Genomic DNA, 19,172 nt, shown 5'->3' on the forward strand with positions numbered 1-19,172 from the left:
AACCCCTTCACCGCGCGCCGCGCCAAGGACGGATTCTACGGCGGCTTCACCCTCGTCGTTCCGCTCGGAACCCTCCTCGGACTCGCACCGGGCTAGCCCTCGCCTCGAGCCAAGACCGGGACTCGCGCGGCGGGCCCCTCCCCTCTCACGAACCGGAGGAAACACCGCCATGATGCACGGCGATATTTCATCGAGTCAGGACAGCGTCGGCGTCGCGGTCGTGAACTACAAGATGCCGCGCCTGCACACCAAGGCTGAGGTCATCGAGAACGCCAAGAAGATCGTCGATATGATCATCGGGATGAAGGCCGGCCTGCCAGGTCTCGATCTCGTGATCTTCCCTGAATACTCGACCCACGGCATCATGTACGACGCATCCGAGATGTACGAGACCGCCTCGTCCATTCCCGGCGCCGAGACCGAGATCTTCGCTGATGCCTGCCGCAAGGCGGGAGTTTGGGGCGTGTTCTCGCTGACCGGCGAGCGCCACGAGGAGCATCCCCGCAAGGCGCCCTACAACACGCTCATCCTGATGAACGACCAGGGCGAGATCGTCCAGAAGTACCGCAAGATCATGCCCTGGACCCCGATCGAGGGCTGGTATCCGGGCGACCGCACCTACGTCTCCGATGGCCCGAAGGGGCTCAAGATCAGCCTGATCATCTGCGACGACGGCAATTATCCCGAGATCTGGCGCGACTGCGCCATGCGTGGTGCCGAACTGATCATCCGCTGCCAGGGCTACATGTACCCGGCCAAGGAACAGCAGGTTCTCATTTCGAAGGCGATGGCGTTCGCCAACAACACCTACGTCGCGGTCGCAAACGCCGCCGGCTTCGACGGCGTCTACTCCTACTTCGGCCACTCGGCGATCATCGGCTTCGACGGCCGCACGCTCGGCGAGTGCGGCGAGGAGGAGATGGGCATCCAGTACGCGGCGCTGTCGAAGTTCCTGATCCGCGACTTCCGAGCTCACGGCCAGTCGGAGAACCACCTCTTCAAGCTCCTGCACCGCGGCTACACGGGCATGATCAACTCGAAGGAGAACCGGCACGGGATGTCGGAATGCCCCTACGACTTCTACCGCCGCTGGATCGAGGACCCCGACGGCACCCGCGACGCGGTGCGCGCCATCACACGTTCGAGCGTCGGCACCGAGGAATGCCCGATCGAGGGCATCCCCTTCGTCGGCAAGGGCGAAGGACCGCCCGACCCGCGCTGAGCCCGAATGGGGTCCATGCCTGAGTGACACGGCCAAGAGCCCTCCACCCGATCCGGGCGGAGGGCGCTTTCCGTTAGTCCTTCACGATCACCTTCGTCCCCACCCGCACCCGGTCGTAGAGATCGACCACGTCCTTGTTGGTCATGCGGATACAGCCGGAGGACACCGCCGCGCCCATTGTCTCGGGCTCGTTGGAGCCGTGGATGCGGTAGAGCGAGGAGCCGAGATACATGGCGCGTGCGCCCAGCGGATTGTCCTGGCCGCCGGCCATGTAGCGCGGCAGGTCCGGGCGGCGGGCGAGCATCTGCGATGGCGGGCGCCAGGCCGGCCATTCCTTCTTGCCCGTGATCGTCTTCGTGCCCGACCACGAGAAGCCGCGCCGCCCGACGCCGACGCCGTAGCGGATCGCCTCGCCGCCGCCGAGCACGTAGTAGAGCCGGCGCTGGCTCGTGGAGATCACGATCGTGCCGGGCTTCTCCTTGCCCGAATAGGCCACCGTCTCGCGGGGGATGGCCTGCGTCTTGAAGACGTTGATGAAGTCGGCGAGCGGCCCGCTGTCGAGCGGGTTGGCGTGCGCCGGCGCGAGCGCGGCGATCGCGAGGGCGCCACCGAGGGCGAGCGTTGCGGCCACGCGCGAAAGCGCCGGACGGTGCGGCCGGCATGGGGCGGGTAAGGATCGGGTCGTCAAGACGGGAGTCCTCCTCGAAGGGGCGCCGCCGCGAGCGAAGTCCGGCGGGCCGATCGAGCGCTTTTGGCCGGCCGGTCACGGCAGGAGGAAGGCAAGGGTGTGGGTTCTGGGCAACGCCCGCGCCAAATCGCCGGGCCTGCCCGGAACGCCGTGCCGCCTGGCACATCCACCGACGGCCTCGGTATGTTTCGCAGGATGGGAGCTCTTAGAGGCTGCGCCGGTGAGCCGGCCAGAATGTCGCACTCGATTGCATGGCAACGTTTCGTCCACCACAATGATGTCACCGTGACCCTCATGCCCCGCCCTGCCTCGCCGGGCCGTGCACATGCCGGCCTTCCGACCCGTATCGTCCTGTCCGTCGTGGTCGGGCTGCTGAGCCTGCTCGTCGTCATCGGCCTACCGGCCGACGGTGCGGCTCTCGGCGGTGTCCCCCAGGCTCGCGCCGTGGCGACGTTCGAGCAGTGCCCCGACATGGACCCGCTCGCGAGCGCGCGGGTCGGGCGGGTGATGCTCGATCTCGACGAGGTGGCGAGCCACGGGCGCTTGAGCGCGATCCTTCCCGGCCCGGATGGCGCGGACGCCTCGACCCTTCCGCGCCCGGCTTCCGATCGGAACCCCACTGCGGCGGAAAGCGGTCCGTTCGAGCGTCCGCCCCGGACCTGACCTGCGGGCCGTCCCGGCCGCAAGGTACCCCGAAGGGACGGGCATCTCGAAGGGCTTGAGCGATGGCACGGCGCACGTCCACGCTGTCGTCGGATTGCCAAACTTCGCGCCCAGGATGCAGGTCGACCGCACTCCATCGTCCTGCACGGCCGATCCCCGATGCTTTCGGCATCCTCGTCCAGGGCCCTCCCGATCCTTGATCGTCGTGGCGGCCCGGTGATTGCAACGGTGCGCGAGACCGGCCCGGTCTCCGCCCGCCCCCGCGACGCGGAGCGGCTTCCTTGACGCGAAGATCGCCGCCCGCGTCCGTCGCATTGGCCCGACGGCTGACCGCCGGCAGAAAGACGCCGATGCGACCTGTAGAGCATCGTAGGAGCAACCTCATCGTGACGCCGTCCCCCCAGTCGCCCGGTCGCGGGCCCGGTCTCGACAAGACCGGCCGCAGCCGTTTCCGCTGGACCCTGCCGGCCTCCCTCCTCGTCGGCGCCGTCCTCGTCGCCGTCTCGGCCTGCAACGAGCAGAAGGCCGCCGCGCCCGTTCCCCTGCCGCCGCCCGAGGTCAGCGTCGTCAGCGTGCGCCCGCAGCCGATCCCCTATGTCCGTGACCTCCCCGGCCGCGTCGCGCCGATGCGCATCGCCGAGGTGCGCTCGCGGGTCTCGGGTCTGGTGGTCAAGCGGCTGTTCGAGCAGGGCAGCTACGTCAACGAGGGCGACGTCCTCTACAAGATCGACCCGGCCCCCTATCAGGTGGAACTCGCGAGCGCCGAGGCGGCGCTGGCCAACCGCGAGGCCGCCCTGGTTTTGGCCAACCAGCAGGCCGAACGCCTTGAGACGCTGCTCGCCCGCAACACCGCGAGCCAGGCGCAGTACGACACGGCGTTTGCCGCCAAGAAGCAGGCCGAGGCCGAGGTCGCCGGTGCCAAGGCGGCCCGCGACCGGGCGCGGCTCAACCTGTCCTGGACCGACGTGCGTGCGCCGATCTCCGGCCGCATCGGCCGGGCGCTGCTCACCGAGGGCACGCTGATCGAGTCCGGCATCACCGGCGTGCTCGCCACGATCCAGCAGCTCGACCCGATCTATGTCGACATCACCCAATCGGTGGGCGAACTGAACAAGCTGCGCCGCGACATCGCCTCGGGTGAACTCTCCAAGCTCGCCGCCGATACCGCCAACGTCCACCTCATCATGGATGACGGCTCGCTCTACGGCTCGGCCGGCCGCCTGCTCTTCTCCGACGTCACCGCCGATCCGAGCACGGGTCAGGTGACGCTTCGGGTGCAGTTCCCCAACCCGCACAACGAGCTGTTCCCCGGCATGTATGTCCGCGCCCGGATCAAGCAGGGCATCGACGCGGACGCCATCGCCGTGCCGCAGCAGGCGATCCAGCGGACCAGCGACGGCAAGCCGGAGGTCTGGGTGGTCAAGCCCGATGGGAAGGTCATGCTCCAGCCGGTCGAGGTCGGTCCGGTCGTCGGCGGCAACTGGCTGATCCGCGAGGGGCTCGAGGGGGGCGAGAAGGTCGTCGTCGAGGGCTTCCAGAAGATCACCGCGGGCATTCAGGTGAAGACCGTCCCCTGGAAGACGGAGGCGGCTGCCGACGAGGGCAAGCCGATCGATACCGACAGCCACGACACCGACGGCAAGGAAACGAACGAGAAGGGTTCGGCTGCGACCGATCCGGTCGCCCAGCCCGTCGCTCAGTTCGCCGATTGACCGCCGACTGATCGTCCCGATGCCGTGCCGCCGGCGGATCGCCCGATCCCGCCGGCTCGAACCCGACACGACGCTACGAGCCCCCTCATGGCCCGCTTCTTCATCGACCGGCCGGTCTTCGCCTGGGTGGTCGCCCTGTTCATCATCCTGGGCGGCGCCCTCTCGATTCCGCTGCTGCCGGTTGCGCAATACCCGGTGATCGCGCCCCCTTCGATCGCCCTCTCGACCGCCTTCCCCGGCGCCTCGGTGGAGAGCCTCTACACGGGGACGACCCGCCTCATCGAGGACGAGCTGAACGGCGCGGCCAACATCATGAGCTTCGAGTCGACGACCGACTCCTTCGGCTCGATCAACATCACGGCGACCTTCGAGCCCGGCACCGACCCGGCGCTGGCCTCGGTCGAGGTGCAGAACCGCCTCAAGCGCGTCGAAGCGCGCCTGCCCGCGGAGGTGCGCCAGAACGGCATCCTCGTCGAAGAAGCCTCCGCCGCCACGCTCAACATCATCACCCTGGTCTCGACCGACGGGAAGATGGACGAGATCGGGCTCGGCGACTTCCTGATGCGCAACGTGATCAACGAGATCCGCCGCATCCCGGGGGTCGGCCGCGCCACTCTCTACTCGACCGAGCGCAGCCTTCGCGTCTGGGTCGATCCGGACAAGCTGCGCGGCCTGTCGCTGACCCCCGGCGACGTGACCGACGCGATCCGCAACCAGAACATCCAGATCGCCTCCGGTGCCGTCGGCGCGCAGCCGAGCCCGGTCGATCACGCGGTCTTCTCGCCCATCATCGTCAAGGGCCAGCTCAGCACCGTGGACGATTTCGGCGCGATCGTGCTGCGGGCCAATCCCGACGGCTCGAACGTGCGCCTGCGCGACGTGGCCCGGATCGAACTCGGCGGCGATGCCTACCAGTTCTCGACGCGGCTCAACGGCGGCGAGGCGGCCGGCATCTCGGTGACGCTGGCCCCCGACGGCAACGCGCTGGAGACCGCCAACGCCATCCGCACCAAGATGGAGGAGCTGTCGCAGTTCTTCCCGCCGGGCCTGAAGTGGGACATCCCCTACGACATCACGCCCGCCGTGAAGGCCTCGATCAAGAAGGTCATGATGACCCTCGTCGAGGCCGTGGTGCTGGTCTTCGTCGTGATGTTCCTGTTCCTGCAGAACATCCGCTACACCCTGATCCCGACCATCGTCGTGCCGATCGCTCTGATGGGCACCGTGATGGTGATGCTGCTCGCCGGCTTCTCGGTGAACGTGCTGACGATGTTCGGCATGGTGCTCGCCATCGGCATCCTCGTCGACGACGCCATCGTCGTCGTCGAGAACGTCGAGCGCATCATGAACGAGGAGGGGCTGCCGCCCAAGGAGGCGACGGCCAAGGCGATGGAGCAGATCACCGGCGCGATCATCGGCATCACGCTGGTGCTGGTCGCGGTGTTCATCCCGATGGCCTTCTTCCCCGGCTCGGTCGGCATCATCTACCGTCAGTTCTCGATCGCGATGGTGACTTCGATCGCCTTCTCGGCGCTGCTGGCGCTGACCCTGACCCCGGCGCTCTGCGCCACGCTGCTGAAGCCGATCGAGAAGGGACACGGCCACGCCAAGGGCGGCTTCTTCGGCTGGTTTAACCGGATCGTCGACCGTGAGACGGCCCGCTACGGCCGCGGCGCGGCGTGGTGCATCAAGAAGTCCGGCCGGGTCATGGTGATCTACCTGATCCTCGTCGCCGGCACCGCCTTCGCCTTCATCCGTCTGCCCGAGGGCTTCCTGCCCATCGAGGACCAGGGCTTCTTCACCGTCGACATCCAGACCCCGCCCGGTGCCTCGTTCAACCGGACACAAGGCGCCGTGCGCAAGGTGGAGGAGTTCCTGCTGGCGCAGCCGGGTGTCGCCACGGTCACCACGCTCAACGGCTTCTCGTTCTCGGGCCAGGGGCCGAACCTGAGTCAGGCCTTCGTCACCCTGAAACCGTGGTCCGAGCGCGACGCGGCGAACTCCGCGGCCGCCCTCGTGGCCGCCACCAACGAGGCGATGGCGGGCTACCGCGACGCCGTCGTCGACGCCCAGGAGCCGCCGCCGGTGGATAACCTCGGCAACGCGGCGGGCTTCTCGTTCCGCCTGCAGGACCGAGCGCAGAAGGGCTACTCGGCGCTGGCCGCCGCGGAGGCCCAGCTGCTGTCGCTGGCCCGGCAGAGCCCGATCCTCCAGAAGGTGAAGGTCGAGGGTCTCCCGCCGACGCCGCAGGCCGAGCTCATCATCGACCGCGAGAAGGCGGCCGCGCTCGGGGTGAAGTTCGAGGACATCAACGACGCGATCCAGGTCAATCTCGGCTCGGTCTACACCAACGACTTCCCGAACCTCGGCAAGATGCAGCGCGTCTACGTGCAGGCGGAGCAGCTGCAGCGCATGCAGGCCGCCGACATCCTCAACTACGCGGTGAAGAACAGCCAGGGCACCATGGTGCCGATGTCCTCCTTCGCCGATCTCAAGTGGAGCATGGGTCCGAGCCAGATAGTGGGCTTCAACGGCTATCAGTCGGTCCGCTTCACCGGCGAGCCGGCACCGGGCTACACCTCGGGCGACGCCATCGCCGAGATGGAACGGCTGATGACGCGGATGCCGAAGGGCTTCGGCTACACCTGGACCGGCCAGTCTGAGCAGGAGAAGAAGGCGGGAAGCCAAGCCTCGCTGCTCCTCGCCCTCTCGGTGCTGATCGTGTTCCTGTGCCTCGCCGCGCTCTACGAGAGCTGGGCGATCCCGGTCTCGGTGCTGCTCGTCATCCCGCTCGGCGTGATCGGCTCGGTGGCAGCGGTGTACCTGCGCGGCCTGCCCAACGACGTCTACTTCAAGATCGGGCTCATCACGATCATCGGCCTGTCGGCCAAGAACGCGATCCTGATCGTGGAGTTCGCCAAGGACCTGTGGAAGCCCGGCACCAACATCGCCCAGGCGACGATCCAGGCGGCGACCTTGCGCTTCCGGCCGATCGTGATGACCTCGCTCGCCTTCATCTTCGGCGTGGTGCCGCTGGCGATCGCCACCGGCGCCTCCTCGAAGAGCCAGCAGGCCATCGGCACCGGCGTGATGGGCGGCATGATCTCGGCCACCGTGCTCGCGGTGTTCTTCGTGCCGGTGTTCTTCGTGGTGGTGATGCGCCTGTTCCGGCGCAAGGATGTGGCCGCGGGCGAGACCGCCGAGGCGACGCCGGAGGAGACCCACAGGGCTGGCCACAGTCACTCAGTGCCGGCGGAGTAGCGGATGGGAGGAGCGGCGCGCCTGCTTCGAGCTGCGCGTGCCGCGCGCACCTCAGTATGGGGAGCGTGGTGGATTCCGTCGACGCTGAAGGCGGATCGCGAATCCGACCAAAGGTGAGAGGTTCGCCTTCCCTTCACCGAGGCCGTCTCGACCGCGTTCGTCTACATGCCGCCGTGTGCCGACGGCAGGTATCATGTCGATTCGGCCCGCGGCGTGTCCCTCGACAGGCGGCTGGCCGAACATCAAGCCCGAACGCATGTCGGCTACACCTATCACCGTCGCCCGGTAGTATGGGTCTACGCTGAGTGGTTCGACCGCATCACGGATGCGATCGCGGCCGAGCGCCGTATCAAGGGCTGGAGCAGCGCCAAGAAGGAAGCGCTGATCGCAGAGGTTTGGGACAGGGTGCAGTTTTTGGCGAAACGCCCGCCGGCACGAGCCGGTTCATCCCGCTCAACCCCTCTCATCCTGAGGTGCCGCGAAGCGGCCTCGAAGGATGCTTCAGGAATCAGGGCGGGATTGGCGCCCGTTCAGCGCTTCAGCACCCGCCGCGCCCCGTACCCGAGCGCCGCCCATAGAAAGGCCGACACCGTCCGCACCGGGAAGAAGGTCGGCAGGTCGGCCGCGACCGGGGCCGGCCAAGGCAGGCCGATCCGTGTGACGAGCCACGCGAACAGCACCGAGACGGCCAGCGCGGCGATGGCCGCGATGAACACCTTGCCGAACTGATCCGCCTTCCAGCCCAGGACAACGGCGATCAGGATCAGCAGGGGATCGAACCCGGCGAGGATCCAGACCGAGAACGCGTAGACCGGGACGACGGGAGCCGCGTTCACGCCCACCACGCCTTCGGCAGGCTGATCCGCCCGGCCGCGTTCTCGATCGTCTGCGCGGCAGCAAACAGCGTCTCCTCGTCGAAGGGACGCCCGATCAACTGAAGGCCGAGCGGCAGCCCCTGCGCGTCGAGGCCGGCCGGCACCGAGATGCCGGGCAGCCCGGCCATGTTCACCGTCACCGTGAACACGTCGTTGAGGTACATCTCGACCGGGTCGGCGCTCGCCATCTCGCCGATGCCGAAGGCCGCCGACGGCGTCGCCGGAGTCAGGATCGCGTCGATGCCGGAGGCGTAGGCCGCCTCGAAGTCGCGCTTGATCAGCGTACGGATCTTTTGCGCCCGCACGTAGTAGGCGTCGTAGTAGCCCGCCGACAGCACGTAGGTGCCGATCATGATGCGCCGCTTCACCTCGCGTCCGAAGCCGGCGGCGCGGGTGTTCTCGTACATCCCGGCAATGTCCTTGCCGGGCACCCGCAGGCCGTAGCGCACGCCGTCGTAGCGGGCGAGGTTCGAGGAGGCCTCGGCCGGCGCCACGATGTAGTAGGCCGGCAGCGCGTACTGCGTGTGCGGCAGCGAGATTTCCTTGATCGTCGCGCCGGCCTCTCTCAGCCAGTCCGCGCCCTGGTCCCACAGCCGCTGGATCTCGGCGGGCATGCCCTCGACCCGGTATTCCCGCGGGATGCCGATGGTGAGCCCCTTCACCCCGCGGGAGATCGCCGCCTCGAAATCCGGCACCGGCAGGTCGACCGAGGTGGTGTCGCGCGGGTCGTGACCGGCCATGGAGCCGAGCAGGATCGCGCAATCCTGCACCGTGCGGGCGATCGGCCCGGCCTGATCGAGAGAGGAGGCGTAGGCGATGATGCCCCAGCGCGAGCAGCGCCCATAGGTCGGCTTGATGCCCACCGTGCCGGTGAAAGCCGCAGGCTGGCGGATCGAGCCGCCGGTATCTGTGGCGGTGGCGCCCAGGCAGAGATGCGCGGCCACCGCCGCCGCCGAGCCGCCCGACGAACCGCCGGGCACGAGCGGTGCGTCCGAGCCCTGGCGGCGCCAGGGCGAGATCGTCTTGCCGTAGGCGCTGGTCTCGTTGGACGAGCCCATGGCGAACTCGTCGAGGTTGAGCTTGCCCAGCATCACTGCGCCGTCGCGCCAGAGCTGGGCCGAGACGTTCGACTCGTAGTGCGGCTCGAACCCTTCGAGGATCTTCGAGCCCGCCGTGGTGTGCACCCCTTGCGTCGCGAACAGGTCCTTGATGCCGAGCGGCAAGCCTTCGAGGGGCCGGCCCTCGCCCTTGGCGATTTTCTGGTCGGAGACGTCGGCCATCTTCAGGGCGCGGTCGGGCGTCGCGACGATGTAGGCGTTGAGCGCCTGCGCCTTGTCGATGGCGTCGAGATGCGCCTGCGCGATCTCGCGGGCCGAGAAATCTTTGGCCTTCAGCCCGTCGCGGGCCTCGGCCAGGGTGAGTTCGTTGAGTGCCGTCATGCCCGTTCCAGACCTACGCGCCCGACCCCGCGGGCGTTGGTTCGCCTCCGCGAGGGGCCGGAGAAGCTGCTCCGACGATGCCGAGAAACCTTACTCGACGACCTTCGGCACGAGAAAATAGTTGTCCTCGGTCTCCGGGGCGTTGGCGACGATGTCGCTCGCCCGCCCGCCGTCGTTCACGACATCCTCGCGCTTCTTCATGCGCATCGGAGTGACGGAGGTCATGGGCTCGACGCCCTCGACGTCGACAGCGCCGAGTTGCTCCACGAAGGCGAGGATCGCGTTGAGTTCGCCCTTCAGCGGGCCGACCTCCTCGTCGGTCACCGCGATGCGAGCCAGATGCGCGATGCGCCGTACCGTCTTCTCGTCGACCGACATGCCGCCTTGCCTGTCTCGGGCGGGAAAGAGCCCTGCCCGGAATGCGCCGGGCTATAGCACCCGCCTTCGCGCAGGAGCAACGCCGATGGCGGCCGGCCGCTCTTCAGGGGATTCAGACGATAACGTGGCCGCGCGTCACCGGCATGTCCACGCTGATGCCGGGACGGCGGTAGCGGTCGGCGTTGTAGGTGCCGGCGACAAGGATTTCCAACGCGAGCATCAGCATCAACACGTGCCGCCGCGATAAGCGGCCTGATCCGGAATTGACGGCTGGCAGCGGCATGGGGCGAGGCGGCTCCGACGTAGTTAACGAAGCTTTAACACCGCTTTCCGTTCGTCGCTCCATCCCGGCACGGACAACCGTCGGGCTTGGTTAATCTGCGCGGTGGACAAGTCCGCGCGGGCAGGCGTAAGCCCCTCCCTCTTCGGATGTATGGGGAGGACGGGGCATGTGGGACAGCGTCTTCCGGGAGCTGCGTCCGGGCCTGCCGTCGAGCGAGGCGGATCTCGCCCGCGCCGAGGCGGAGCTCGGCTTCCCCCTCCCACAGAGCTACCGCAGCTTCGCGCAGAGCTGCGGCGCCGGGCGGATCGGCGGGCATCTGCGCATCTTCACCCCTGTTCCGATGGCGGCGGCCGATCTCAGCGCGCGCGCGCATCTGATCTCGCACGGCGTCGCGCTCGCCCTCGACGGCCTGCGCAACGAGGACAGCGACGAGCCGCACCGCTTCACCATCGAGGGTGACGCCGATGCCGAGCTGATGGAGCGGGCCTGCTTCTTCGGACAGACCGAGCGGGGCGACTTCCTGTTCTTCGACGTGACGCCGGGCTTTCCCGAATACGACATCTGGGTGCTGTGCGCCGATCTGGAGACGGTGCATTTCGGCGGCGCCGACCTCACCACCTTCCTGCGCGGGCTTCAGGGACTCGAGATCCTGCACATCCTCGGCGACGGGGAAGGTCCGCTGCCCGCGACCTTCGAGGGCGACGACGCGGCGGCCCTGGAACAGCTCGGAGCGACGGCTTCGTGAACCGGGAAGAGATCGTGGCCTTTGCCGAAGCCTCGGCCGGAGCGCCGCGCCTGATCGGGCTCGACCTCGGCACCAAGACCATCGGGCTTGCCCTGTCCGATGTGGGACGGCAGATCGCCTCGCCGTTGGAGACCATCCGCCGGGTGAAGTTCACGCCGGACGCGCAACGGATCGTGACGCTCTGCGCGACCCACGCGGTCGGTGGCCTCGTGATCGGCCTGCCGCTCAACATGGACGGTTCGGAAGGCCCCCGGGTGCAATCGAGCCGCAGTTTCGCCCGCAACCTCAAGCCGCTGCTGCCTCTGCCGGTGCTGTTCTTCGACGAGCGGCTCTCCACCGCCGCCGTCACCCGCACCCTGCTCGAAGCGGACGCGTCGCGGGCGCGGCGTGGCGAACTCGTGGACAAGCTCGCCGCCGCCTACATCCTGCAAAGCTGCCTCGACGTGATGGGCGGCCTCTTGGGAAGGGAAGAGGACACGGACGCGTTTTAACCCCTGCCTCGACCGTCATCACGAGCCATCGAGAAGCCAGGCCGAGTCCTGCGCGTCAGGCTCCGGATCGGGCGAGCCGCGCCACGATGGCCTCCCGTTCCCGGCGCGTCGCCGACAGCCGCTCGCGGGCGGCCGCGAGGATCTCGGGCCCGGCGCTCTCCGGCCGGCCCGCATCGAAGGGCGGAGCCGGCGCGTATTCCTGATGGAGTTGGATCGCCCTCGCGGTCGCCTCGTCCGCCAGTTCGGCGGCGAGCGTCAGGCCGAAATCGATGCCCGCGGTCACGCCGCCGCCGGTGATCAGGTTGCCGTCGCGCACCACGCGTCCCTGTGTCGGGATCGCCCCGAAGGCGGCGAGCAGGTCGTGCGCTGCCCAATGCGTCGTGGCGCGCTTACCCTGCAGGAGTCCCGCTGCGCCGAGCACCAGGGCACCGGTGCAGACGGAGGTGAGATAGCGCGCGCTCTCCGCCTGACGGCGCAGGAAGTCGAGGGTCTCGGCATCCTCCATCAGCGGGTTCACGCCGCTGCCGCCGGGCACGCAGATCACGTCGAGGACCGGACATTCGGCGAAGGTGACCGAGGGCGTGAGCACAAGGCCGGTGGCGCTCGCGATCGGTCCCATCTCCTTTGCGACGAGGTGGACGCGGGTGCCCGGCACCATGGCCAGCACCTCGTAGGGCCCGGTGAGGTCGAGTTGCTGCACCCGGGGGAAGACGAGGAAGCCGATCTCGATCGTCATGTCCCGAATCCTGGCCCCTATCCCGCGCTCGAAAAGATCTACCGCAGATAGATCACGCTGTAGAGCGAGGCGCGCAACTCGTCCTCGTCGAGCCAGACCCGGCCGTGGTCGCAGCGCTCCCGGATGCCCGGCCGCATCCGGGCGCAGTATTCGCCGGTATTGTCCTGCAGGTGGTACTGGCAGCGCCCGCCCGCCTTGCGCCGTGCGATGATCGGGCTCGAATGGTCGGCGGCGATGTCCGGGTCCTTCGGGTTGCGCTCCTCCAGCACGTACCAGGAGTAGCCGATCACCGGCAGGCGGCCCCGGTCGAGGGCGTAGTCGATCATCGCCATCAGCCGGTCGGTGCCGGCCGTCAGGCCCGGTTCCTGACGGGCGGCCTTGTCCATGAAGTCGAGCTGGTTGTCGGCGATCGAATCCGAGACCGGGATCAGCGGCACCGGCAGGGGCTTTCGCCGGCAGCGCCGCTCGACATGGGCGATCCAGCCCGCGTTGAAGGCGTCGGTGGCCGGGTCGCGCAGACGCGGCACCGTCCCGCCGAGGCTGCGCCACGAGATCTTCGGGGCGGCGACGCGGCTGCGCCAGCGCAGGGCACTGAGGGTGCGGGCGTGCTGGCCGTAGCCGTCGAAGGAGGGCAGGTCCCGATCCGTGCACAGGCCGCCGAGATTGTAGAGGAGCGCCGCCGCCTCCTCCTGCCCGTCCTCCAGCTTGTCGAAATAGGGCTTCCGGCCCGGATTGCGCTCGCGGCTCGCCTCGGTATCGTTGCGGCTCTCGGCGATCTCTTCCGCGAGATCGGGATGCCGGCGCAGGTAGCTCCGCAACGCGCGGTCGCGGCTGTGCAGCAAGCCCGCCGGGTCGGCGAAGTAGTAGCGGGTGGCGACATCGAGCGCCGAAACGGTGACACCGATGCGCTGCGAGATCATGTCGGCGGTGGCGTAGGCGAAACAGATCGCGCTGTCGCCCTGGCTCATCGGCGACAGAGCGGGATTGGGGCTGATCCTGTCGTCGAGCGGGTGCGTGCCGGGCCGCCGCGCCGGCGCCGCCACGGTCACATCCGCGCAAGCCCTGTTGCGGGCGTAGCGTGGGTTCTCGGGCAGCAGGCGCGTGTCGGCCGCCGCGACCGGTGCGACTGTGAGCAGCAGGCCGGCTGCGAGGCAGCGGGCGAGGCGAGCCGCCCCGAGGGAGTGCCTCAATCCGCCCCCGCCGCAGCGACGGCGACCGGCGCCGCGTCGGCGCCGTCGAGCACGGTATCCTGCGCGGCCTCGGCGAGCAGGGCGTAGCCGCCATCCGCCATGTGCAGGCCGTCCTTGGCGAACAATTCGGTGTGGGTCAGGCGCCCTTGGCCGATCCAGTCGCGCATCAGCTCCGAGCGGCGGATCACCGGGATGTCGAGGTCGCGGCCGAGGGCGCGCACCGCGTCGCGGAACCGGTCGGCGCCGGGCGTCGCGTCGAGGGCCGGGCACCATTGCGGCTCCATCAGCACCACGTCGATGCCCGCCGCGCGGATGCGTTCCAGCGCCGCCTCGGTCGCCTCGCGGAAATGGTCGAGGGAGACACCACGAAGGGCATCGTTGCTTCCGGTCTGCCAGATCACGAGATCGGGCCGAGGGGCGATCACGTCGCGGTCGAGCCGGGCCAGCATCTCGTCCACCGCCTCGCCGCCGATACCGCGGTTGGCGACGGTGATCCTGCCGGCGAGATGCGGCAGGGCACGCCGTAGACCGGCTTCGAGGCGGGCGGGGTAGGCGGCGGCGGGCGTGCTGGCGCCGATGCCCTCCGTCGAAGAGGAGCCGAAGGCGACGATGGTCAGTGACCCGCCCAACGCGATCTTCTGGGCGACGTGCGGAAGGCTGCCCGGCGCGGCGTCCTCGAACAGGCCGAGATCCAGATCGAGGCTCGCCGGCAGCAGGTCGGCGTAGGCGAGGACCGCGGTCGAGGAGAGGGTGAGGGCCAGCATCAGCGCCGCCGCGCCGGCGAGCCGCCGCGGACGTCCAATGAGGACTACCCGCATCCGAGCATGACGAAGAAACCGCACCACCGCTTTCAAGCCCCCGCCCGCGTGCCGCCTCGTCCGGGGGCTTTCGCGGAACTACCGATTTCGATCCTTCTACCCGAATCGAGGTCGGATTGCGGCTCAATAATCATGATTCGTCACAACGGCAATGCGCAGTGTTTGACAGACTCTTAAGCGCGAGCGCCGGATGAACGGTTCTTTGGTTATAGGAGCACGTCGTTTGACGCTGTTGCGAGGTCCGAGAGGCTCCGGTTTCTCATCGCGCTGACGGAGGTCGATCTGCTGTGTCCTCACGGCACCATCGCGCATCCTCGGAAACAGCGATCGAGAACTGCAACGGCACCGGTCTGCCGCCTGCCTCGCCCGTATTCGCCAGCGGGATCACTTGGCTCATGCCCGCGAAGCCAAGGAAACCGTCCCGCTCCCGTGCCGCTCGATCCGTCCGTCGAGTTCAAGTTCGAGCAGCGTCGTCTGCACGATCCGAACCGGCAAGCCGGACGAGCGGGCGAGCTCGTCCGTCCCGACCGGGGTGGGGCTGAGACAGGCGATCAGCCGGGCGCGGTCGTCCTGGGATTCGAGGAAGGGGTCGGCCGCCTCCGCCGCATCGGCAAACAGCGGCAGGGCGGTCGAAGCGCTACCGTCGAAATCGATCTCATCCCAGTAATCGAGAGTGCCCGACGCCTCGGGGCGGTCGTTCAGGCCGTCCGCGGGCGGCACGCCCCCGGCCATCAGCGGGGCGAGAGCGGACAGGACGTGCTCGACCTCGCAGACCAGAGTCGCCCCCTGACGGATCAGGTCGTTGGTGCCCTCCGCCCGCGGATCGAGGGGCGAGCCCGGAACCGCGAAAACCTCGCGACCCTGCTCCAAGGCGAAGCGGGCGGTGATGAGCGAGCCGGAGCGGCGTGCGGCTTCCACGACGACCGTGCCGAGGCTGAGCCCCGAGATGATGCGATTGCGCCGGGGAAAGTCGCGCCCACGCGGTACCCAGCCCATCGGCATCTCGGCGACCACTGCCCCGCCCGCTCCGACAATCTCCTCAACGAGGCCGGCATGGTTCTCCGGATAGATCCGGTCCTGACCGCCCGCGAGGACCGCGACGGTGCCGGTGGCGAGCGTGGCCTTGTGGGCGCGGGCGTCGATGCCGCGGGCGAGGCCGGACACCACGACGAGACCGGCCTCGCCGAACCCGCGGGCGAGCCGCTCGGCGAAGGCGAGGCCGGCCGTCGAGGCGTTGCGCGAGCCGACCATCGCCACCGAAGCTTTCAGAAGCGTGGCCGGGTCACCGCGCAGCGCGATCAACGGTGGCGCGGTCTCGGTGGCGTGCAGCGCCTTGGGATAGGCCGCCTCCCCCATGGCGAGGAAGCGGATGCCGAGGCGGGCGGCGGCGGCCATCTCGCGCTCGGCCTCCGCCTTCGAGAGCGGAACGGCGTGTTTGCCCGCGCGCTTCGTCAGGTCCGGTAGGGCGTCGAGCGCGGCGGCCGCGCTGCCGAAACGGTTGATCAGGCCGCGGAAGGTGCGCGGGCCGATGCCGTCGGTGCGGATCAGCCGCAGCCAATCGAGGCGCTGTTCGTCGGTGAGCTGCATCCGGTCCCCTCCTGACGGGAGGGGGCCGTCTTCAGCCCTTCTGCCCGATCCGGCCCTCGGTGCCGGCGGCGAGTCGGCGGATGTTGGGCGCGTGCTTCCACCATAGCAGCGCCGCGAGCACGAGGAAGAGCGCTGCAACCGCTCCGTGTCCGAGTGCCCACAGCATGACGGGCGTGGCAGCCGAGGCCGCTAGCGCCGCAAGCGAGGAGTATTTCAGGGCATAGGCCAGCCCGAGCCAGACCGCGGCAAAGGCGAGCAAGGTCAGCGGGCTCAGCGCCAGCAGTACGCCGATGAAGGTCGCCACGCCCTTGCCGCCCTTGAAACCGAGCCAGACCGGGAAGAGGTGGCCGAGGAAGGCGCCGAGCCCGGCGGCGAGCGCCGGCCCCTCTCCCCAGTGGCCAGCGGCGAGCACCGGCAGCGTGCCCTTGAGCGCGTCGCAGAGAAGGGTCGCGGCCGCGAGTCCCTTGCGGCCGGTGCGCAGCACGTTGGTCGCGCCGATATTGCCGGAGCCGATCGCCCGCACGTCGCCGAGGCCTGCGAACTTCGTGAGGATCAACCCGAAGGGGATCGCACCGCAGGCGTAGCCGAACACGAGGGCGGCGATGAGGGCCGGCCAGCTGGCCGCGAGCAGCGTGGTCATGCGGCGACGGCCGAAAGGTCGGAGTGGTGGACGATCCGGCCGCCGACGAGCGTCAGCACCGCTGCGCCCTGGAGCCGGGCCTCGTCGAAGGGCGAGTTCTTGGAGCGGGACTTCAGCTGACGCTTGTCCAGCAGGTAGGGTAGGTCGGGGTCGATCAGGACGAGGTCGGCGGGCCCCCCCGTCTCGAGACGCCCTGCCTCGCGGCCGAGCAGCTTGGCCGGATTGGCGGAGAGCGCAGTGAGCAGCGTCTTCAGCGTCACGTCGCCGGTGTGCAGCAGGCGAAGGCTGGCCCCCAAAAGCGTCTCGATGCCGAGCGCGCCGTCGGCGGCCTCGGCAAACGGCAGGCGCTTGGTCTCGACGTCCTGCGGGTTGTGGTCGGAGACGATGACGTCGATCACGCCTTCGTTGAGCGCGGCGATCACCGCCTTGCGGTCGTCCTCGCGGCGAAGTGGCGGCGAGAGCTTGCAGAAGGTGCGGTAGTGGCCGATGTCGCCCTCGTTGAGCACGAGGTTGTTGACCGAGACGCCGCAGGTGACGGGCAGGCCCGCCTCCTTCGCCCGCCGCACGATCTCGACCGAATCGGCGCAGGAGATCATCGCCGCGTGGTAACGCCCGCCGGTGAGGCGCACGAGGCGGATGTCGCGCTCCAGCATCACCGTCTCGGCCTCGCGGGGAATGCCGAGCAGGCCGAGACGCGAGGCCATCTCGCCCTCGTTCATCACGCCGTCGCCGACGAGATCCGGCTCCTCGACATGCTGCATCAGCAGGGCGCCGAAGTCCCGGGCGTAGGTCAGCGCGCGGCGCATCACCTGCGCGTTGGTGACCGCCTTCAGCCCGTCGGTGAAGGCCACCGCGCCGGCTTCCGCCAGCAGGCCGAACTCGGTCATCTCGCGACCGGCCAGCCCCTTGGTGATGGCGGCGGCCGGCAGCACGTTGACGCTCGCCGTGTCGCGGGCGCGGCGCAGCACGAAATCGACGATGGCCGGCCCATCGATGACGGGGTTGGTGTCGGGCATGCAGACCAGGGTCGTCACCCCGCCTGCCGCCGCTGCGGCGCTGGCCGAGGCCAGGGTCTCGCGGTGCTCGGCGCCGGGTTCGCCGACGAAGGCGCGCAGATCGATCAGGCCGGGCGCGAGGGTGAGCCCGCCGCAATCGATGTTCTGAGCGCTCTCGGGCGCGCCGGGCGCGGCGCCCCAAGCAACGTCGGCGATACGGTCGTCGTGCACGAGAACGGCCCCGGGACCCTCGCGGCCGGTGGCTGGATCGAGGAGGTGGGCGTTGGAGAGGATGAGCGCACTCATTCGGGTCACCCGTTCGGCAGGTGGGTCGCCAGCGCTTCCAGCACGGCCATGCGCACGGCGACGCCCATCTCGACCTGCTCGCGGATCAGGGACTGCGCCCCGTCGGCGATGTCGGAGGCAATCTCGACGCCTCGGTTCATCGGGCCGGGATGCATCACCAGGGCGTCGGGCTTGGCGAGCGCCAGCTTATCGCCATCAAGGCCGTAATAGCGGAAATACTCCTTCACGCTCGGCACGAAGGAGCCGTTCATGCGCTCGCGCTGAAGGCGCAGCATCATCACGATGTCGCAGCCCTTCAGCCCCTCGCGCATGTTGGTGAAGACCTCGACGCCGAAGCGCTCGATGCCGGTGGGCAGCAGCGTCGAGGGGCCGATCACCCGCACCCGGGCACCCAGCGCCTGGAGCAGGATGATGTTCGAGCGCGCCACCCGCGAATGCAGGACATCGCCGCAGATCGCGACCTGAAGGCCCTCGATGCCGCCCTTGTTGCGGCGGATGGTGAGGGCGTCGAGGAGCGCCTGGGTCGGGTGTTCGTGGGCGCCGTCGCCCGCGTTCACCACCGCGCAATCGACCTTGCGGGCCAGCAGATGCACGGCGCCCGCGGAATGGTGGCGTACCACGATGATGTCGGGCCGCATGGCGTTGAGCGTCGCCGCCGTATCGATCAGCGTCTCGCCCTTCTTCACCGAGGACGAGGCCACCGACATGTTCATCACGTCGGCGCCGAGGCGCTTGCCCGCGAGTTCGAACGAAGACTGTGTGCGGGTCGAGGGCTCGAAGAACAGGTTGATCTGCGTGCGACCCCGTAAGACCGTGCGCTTCTTCTCGACCTGCCGCGACAGGGCGACGGCGGCATCGGCGCGCTCCAGTAGCGACTCGATATCGGGACGGCTCAGGCCTTCGATGCCGAGCAGGTGCCGGTGCGGGAAGGCGGGTGCGGTCTGAGCGGTCATGCGGCGGTTCTGGCGTCGGCCCCGCGCTATAGGTGTCCGGAAGGGACGCGGCAAGGCACGGGAGCGTTGGGACGACCGGCACGGGCGACGGGGTGAGGGAAAAACGATCTCGTCCCATCGCCGATGGGAGATTTTCTTCGTCATCGCGAGCCCGTGATCGAGAAAAATCTGAACGAACCGGCCCCGCTTC

Annotated in this window: 18 protein-coding genes and 1 pseudogene; 7 read left to right on the top strand and 12 right to left on the bottom strand. The window is 68.8% G+C overall.

What is annotated here, in order from left to right; genetic code table 11:
- The first annotated feature begins 169 nt into the window (after positions 1-169).
- Positions 170-1,222, top strand: coding sequence for an aliphatic amidase (locus FHU13_RS04840; RefSeq protein WP_183434731.1), 1,053 nt, complete (start codon positions 170-172; stop codon positions 1,220-1,222).
- A 73-nt stretch (positions 1,223-1,295) separates the two neighbouring features.
- Here FHU13_RS04840 and FHU13_RS04845 read toward each other — a convergent pair whose 3' ends face one another.
- Positions 1,296-1,853 carry a L,D-transpeptidase gene (locus FHU13_RS04845; protein ID WP_183434732.1) on the bottom strand — a complete coding sequence of 186 codons (558 nt, stop codon included), beginning with the start codon at positions 1,851-1,853 and terminating at the stop codon, positions 1,296-1,298.
- A 351-nt stretch (positions 1,854-2,204) separates the two neighbouring features.
- Between FHU13_RS04845 and FHU13_RS04850 the strand changes: the two genes are divergently transcribed.
- The 4 genes and pseudogenes from FHU13_RS04850 to FHU13_RS28515 all read left to right on the top strand — a co-directional run.
- Positions 2,205-2,573 carry a hypothetical protein gene (locus FHU13_RS04850; protein ID WP_246714516.1) on the top strand — a complete coding sequence of 123 codons (369 nt, stop codon included), beginning with the start codon at positions 2,205-2,207 and terminating at the stop codon, positions 2,571-2,573.
- Positions 2,574-2,959: 386 nt separating this feature from the next.
- Positions 2,960-4,285: an efflux RND transporter periplasmic adaptor subunit gene (locus FHU13_RS04855; RefSeq protein ID WP_183434735.1), complete on the top strand. Its 1,326-nt coding sequence runs from the start codon at positions 2,960-2,962 to the stop codon at positions 4,283-4,285.
- Between the two features lie 87 nt (positions 4,286-4,372).
- On the top strand, positions 4,373-7,546 hold the full coding sequence (locus FHU13_RS04860; RefSeq protein ID WP_183434736.1) for an efflux RND transporter permease subunit: 3,174 nt from the start codon (positions 4,373-4,375) through the stop codon (positions 7,544-7,546).
- Positions 7,547-7,711: 165 nt separating this feature from the next.
- Positions 7,712-7,861 (top strand): annotated as a pseudogene (locus tag FHU13_RS28515) (GIY-YIG nuclease family protein); the annotation flags it as partial.
- A 215-nt stretch (positions 7,862-8,076) separates the two neighbouring features.
- Here the strand turns inward: FHU13_RS28515 and FHU13_RS04865 are convergent.
- The 4 genes from FHU13_RS04865 to FHU13_RS04880 all read right to left on the bottom strand — a co-directional run bounded on the left by FHU13_RS04865 (position 8,077) and on the right by FHU13_RS04880 (position 10,521).
- Positions 8,077-8,382, bottom strand: coding sequence for a hypothetical protein (locus tag FHU13_RS04865; RefSeq protein WP_183434738.1), 306 nt, complete (start codon positions 8,380-8,382; stop codon positions 8,077-8,079).
- Complete coding sequence (gatA, locus tag FHU13_RS04870) at positions 8,379-9,860, bottom strand: Asp-tRNA(Asn)/Glu-tRNA(Gln) amidotransferase subunit GatA (RefSeq protein WP_183434739.1); 1,482 nt, start codon at positions 9,858-9,860, stop codon at positions 8,379-8,381. Before gatA ends, FHU13_RS04865 begins: the two co-directional genes overlap by 4 nt.
- Before the next feature lie 90 nt (positions 9,861-9,950).
- Complete coding sequence (gene gatC / locus FHU13_RS04875; protein ID WP_183434741.1) at positions 9,951-10,238, bottom strand: Asp-tRNA(Asn)/Glu-tRNA(Gln) amidotransferase subunit GatC; 288 nt, start codon at positions 10,236-10,238, stop codon at positions 9,951-9,953.
- 112 nt (positions 10,239-10,350) lie between these two features.
- Positions 10,351-10,521 (bottom strand): hypothetical protein, encoded by a 171-nt coding sequence (locus tag FHU13_RS04880; RefSeq protein ID WP_183434743.1) that lies wholly within the window; start codon positions 10,519-10,521, stop codon positions 10,351-10,353.
- Between the two features lie 166 nt (positions 10,522-10,687).
- Between FHU13_RS04880 and FHU13_RS04885 the strand changes: the two genes are divergently transcribed.
- Both FHU13_RS04885 and ruvX read left to right on the top strand, forming a co-directional pair.
- A complete protein-coding gene (locus tag FHU13_RS04885; RefSeq protein WP_183434745.1) occupies positions 10,688-11,266 on the top strand; it encodes an SMI1/KNR4 family protein in 579 nt (192 codons plus the stop codon).
- Positions 11,263-11,757, top strand: a complete 495-nt coding sequence (gene ruvX, locus FHU13_RS04890) for a Holliday junction resolvase RuvX (RefSeq protein ID WP_183434746.1) — start codon at positions 11,263-11,265, stop codon at positions 11,755-11,757. The genes FHU13_RS04885 and ruvX overlap by 4 nt, the downstream gene beginning before the upstream one ends.
- 55 nt (positions 11,758-11,812) lie before the next feature.
- On the opposite strand, the gene FHU13_RS04895 is transcribed toward ruvX, so the two are convergent.
- From FHU13_RS04895 to FHU13_RS04925, 7 genes are all read right to left on the bottom strand, one after another.
- Complete coding sequence (locus FHU13_RS04895) at positions 11,813-12,493, bottom strand: DJ-1/PfpI family protein (protein ID WP_183434748.1); 681 nt, start codon at positions 12,491-12,493, stop codon at positions 11,813-11,815.
- Positions 12,494-12,531: 38 nt separating this feature from the next.
- On the bottom strand, positions 12,532-13,683 hold the full coding sequence (locus FHU13_RS04900; protein WP_183434749.1) for a hypothetical protein: 1,152 nt from the start codon (positions 13,681-13,683) through the stop codon (positions 12,532-12,534).
- A complete protein-coding gene (locus tag FHU13_RS04905; RefSeq protein WP_183434751.1) occupies positions 13,680-14,501 on the bottom strand; it encodes an SGNH/GDSL hydrolase family protein in 822 nt (273 codons plus the stop codon). The genes FHU13_RS04900 and FHU13_RS04905 overlap by 4 nt, the downstream gene beginning before the upstream one ends.
- Before the next feature lie 393 nt (positions 14,502-14,894).
- Complete coding sequence (gene dprA / locus FHU13_RS04910) at positions 14,895-16,088, bottom strand: DNA-processing protein DprA (RefSeq protein WP_183434753.1); 1,194 nt, start codon at positions 16,086-16,088, stop codon at positions 14,895-14,897.
- A 31-nt stretch (positions 16,089-16,119) separates the two neighbouring features.
- Positions 16,120-16,728 carry a glycerol-3-phosphate 1-O-acyltransferase PlsY gene (gene plsY / locus FHU13_RS04915; RefSeq protein ID WP_183434754.1) on the bottom strand — a complete coding sequence of 203 codons (609 nt, stop codon included), beginning with the start codon at positions 16,726-16,728 and terminating at the stop codon, positions 16,120-16,122.
- Positions 16,725-18,029 carry a dihydroorotase gene (locus FHU13_RS04920; RefSeq protein ID WP_183434756.1) on the bottom strand — a complete coding sequence of 435 codons (1,305 nt, stop codon included), beginning with the start codon at positions 18,027-18,029 and terminating at the stop codon, positions 16,725-16,727. The genes plsY and FHU13_RS04920 overlap by 4 nt, the downstream gene beginning before the upstream one ends.
- A 5-nt stretch (positions 18,030-18,034) precedes the next feature.
- Positions 18,035-18,982 (bottom strand): aspartate carbamoyltransferase catalytic subunit, encoded by a 948-nt coding sequence (locus FHU13_RS04925; protein WP_183434757.1) that lies wholly within the window; start codon positions 18,980-18,982, stop codon positions 18,035-18,037.
- Positions 18,983-19,172 lie beyond the last annotated feature (190 nt).

Origin of the sequence: Methylobacterium sp. R2-1, from assembly GCF_014191355.1 — a bacterium.
Classification (GTDB): domain Bacteria; phylum Pseudomonadota; class Alphaproteobacteria; order Rhizobiales; family Beijerinckiaceae; genus Methylobacterium.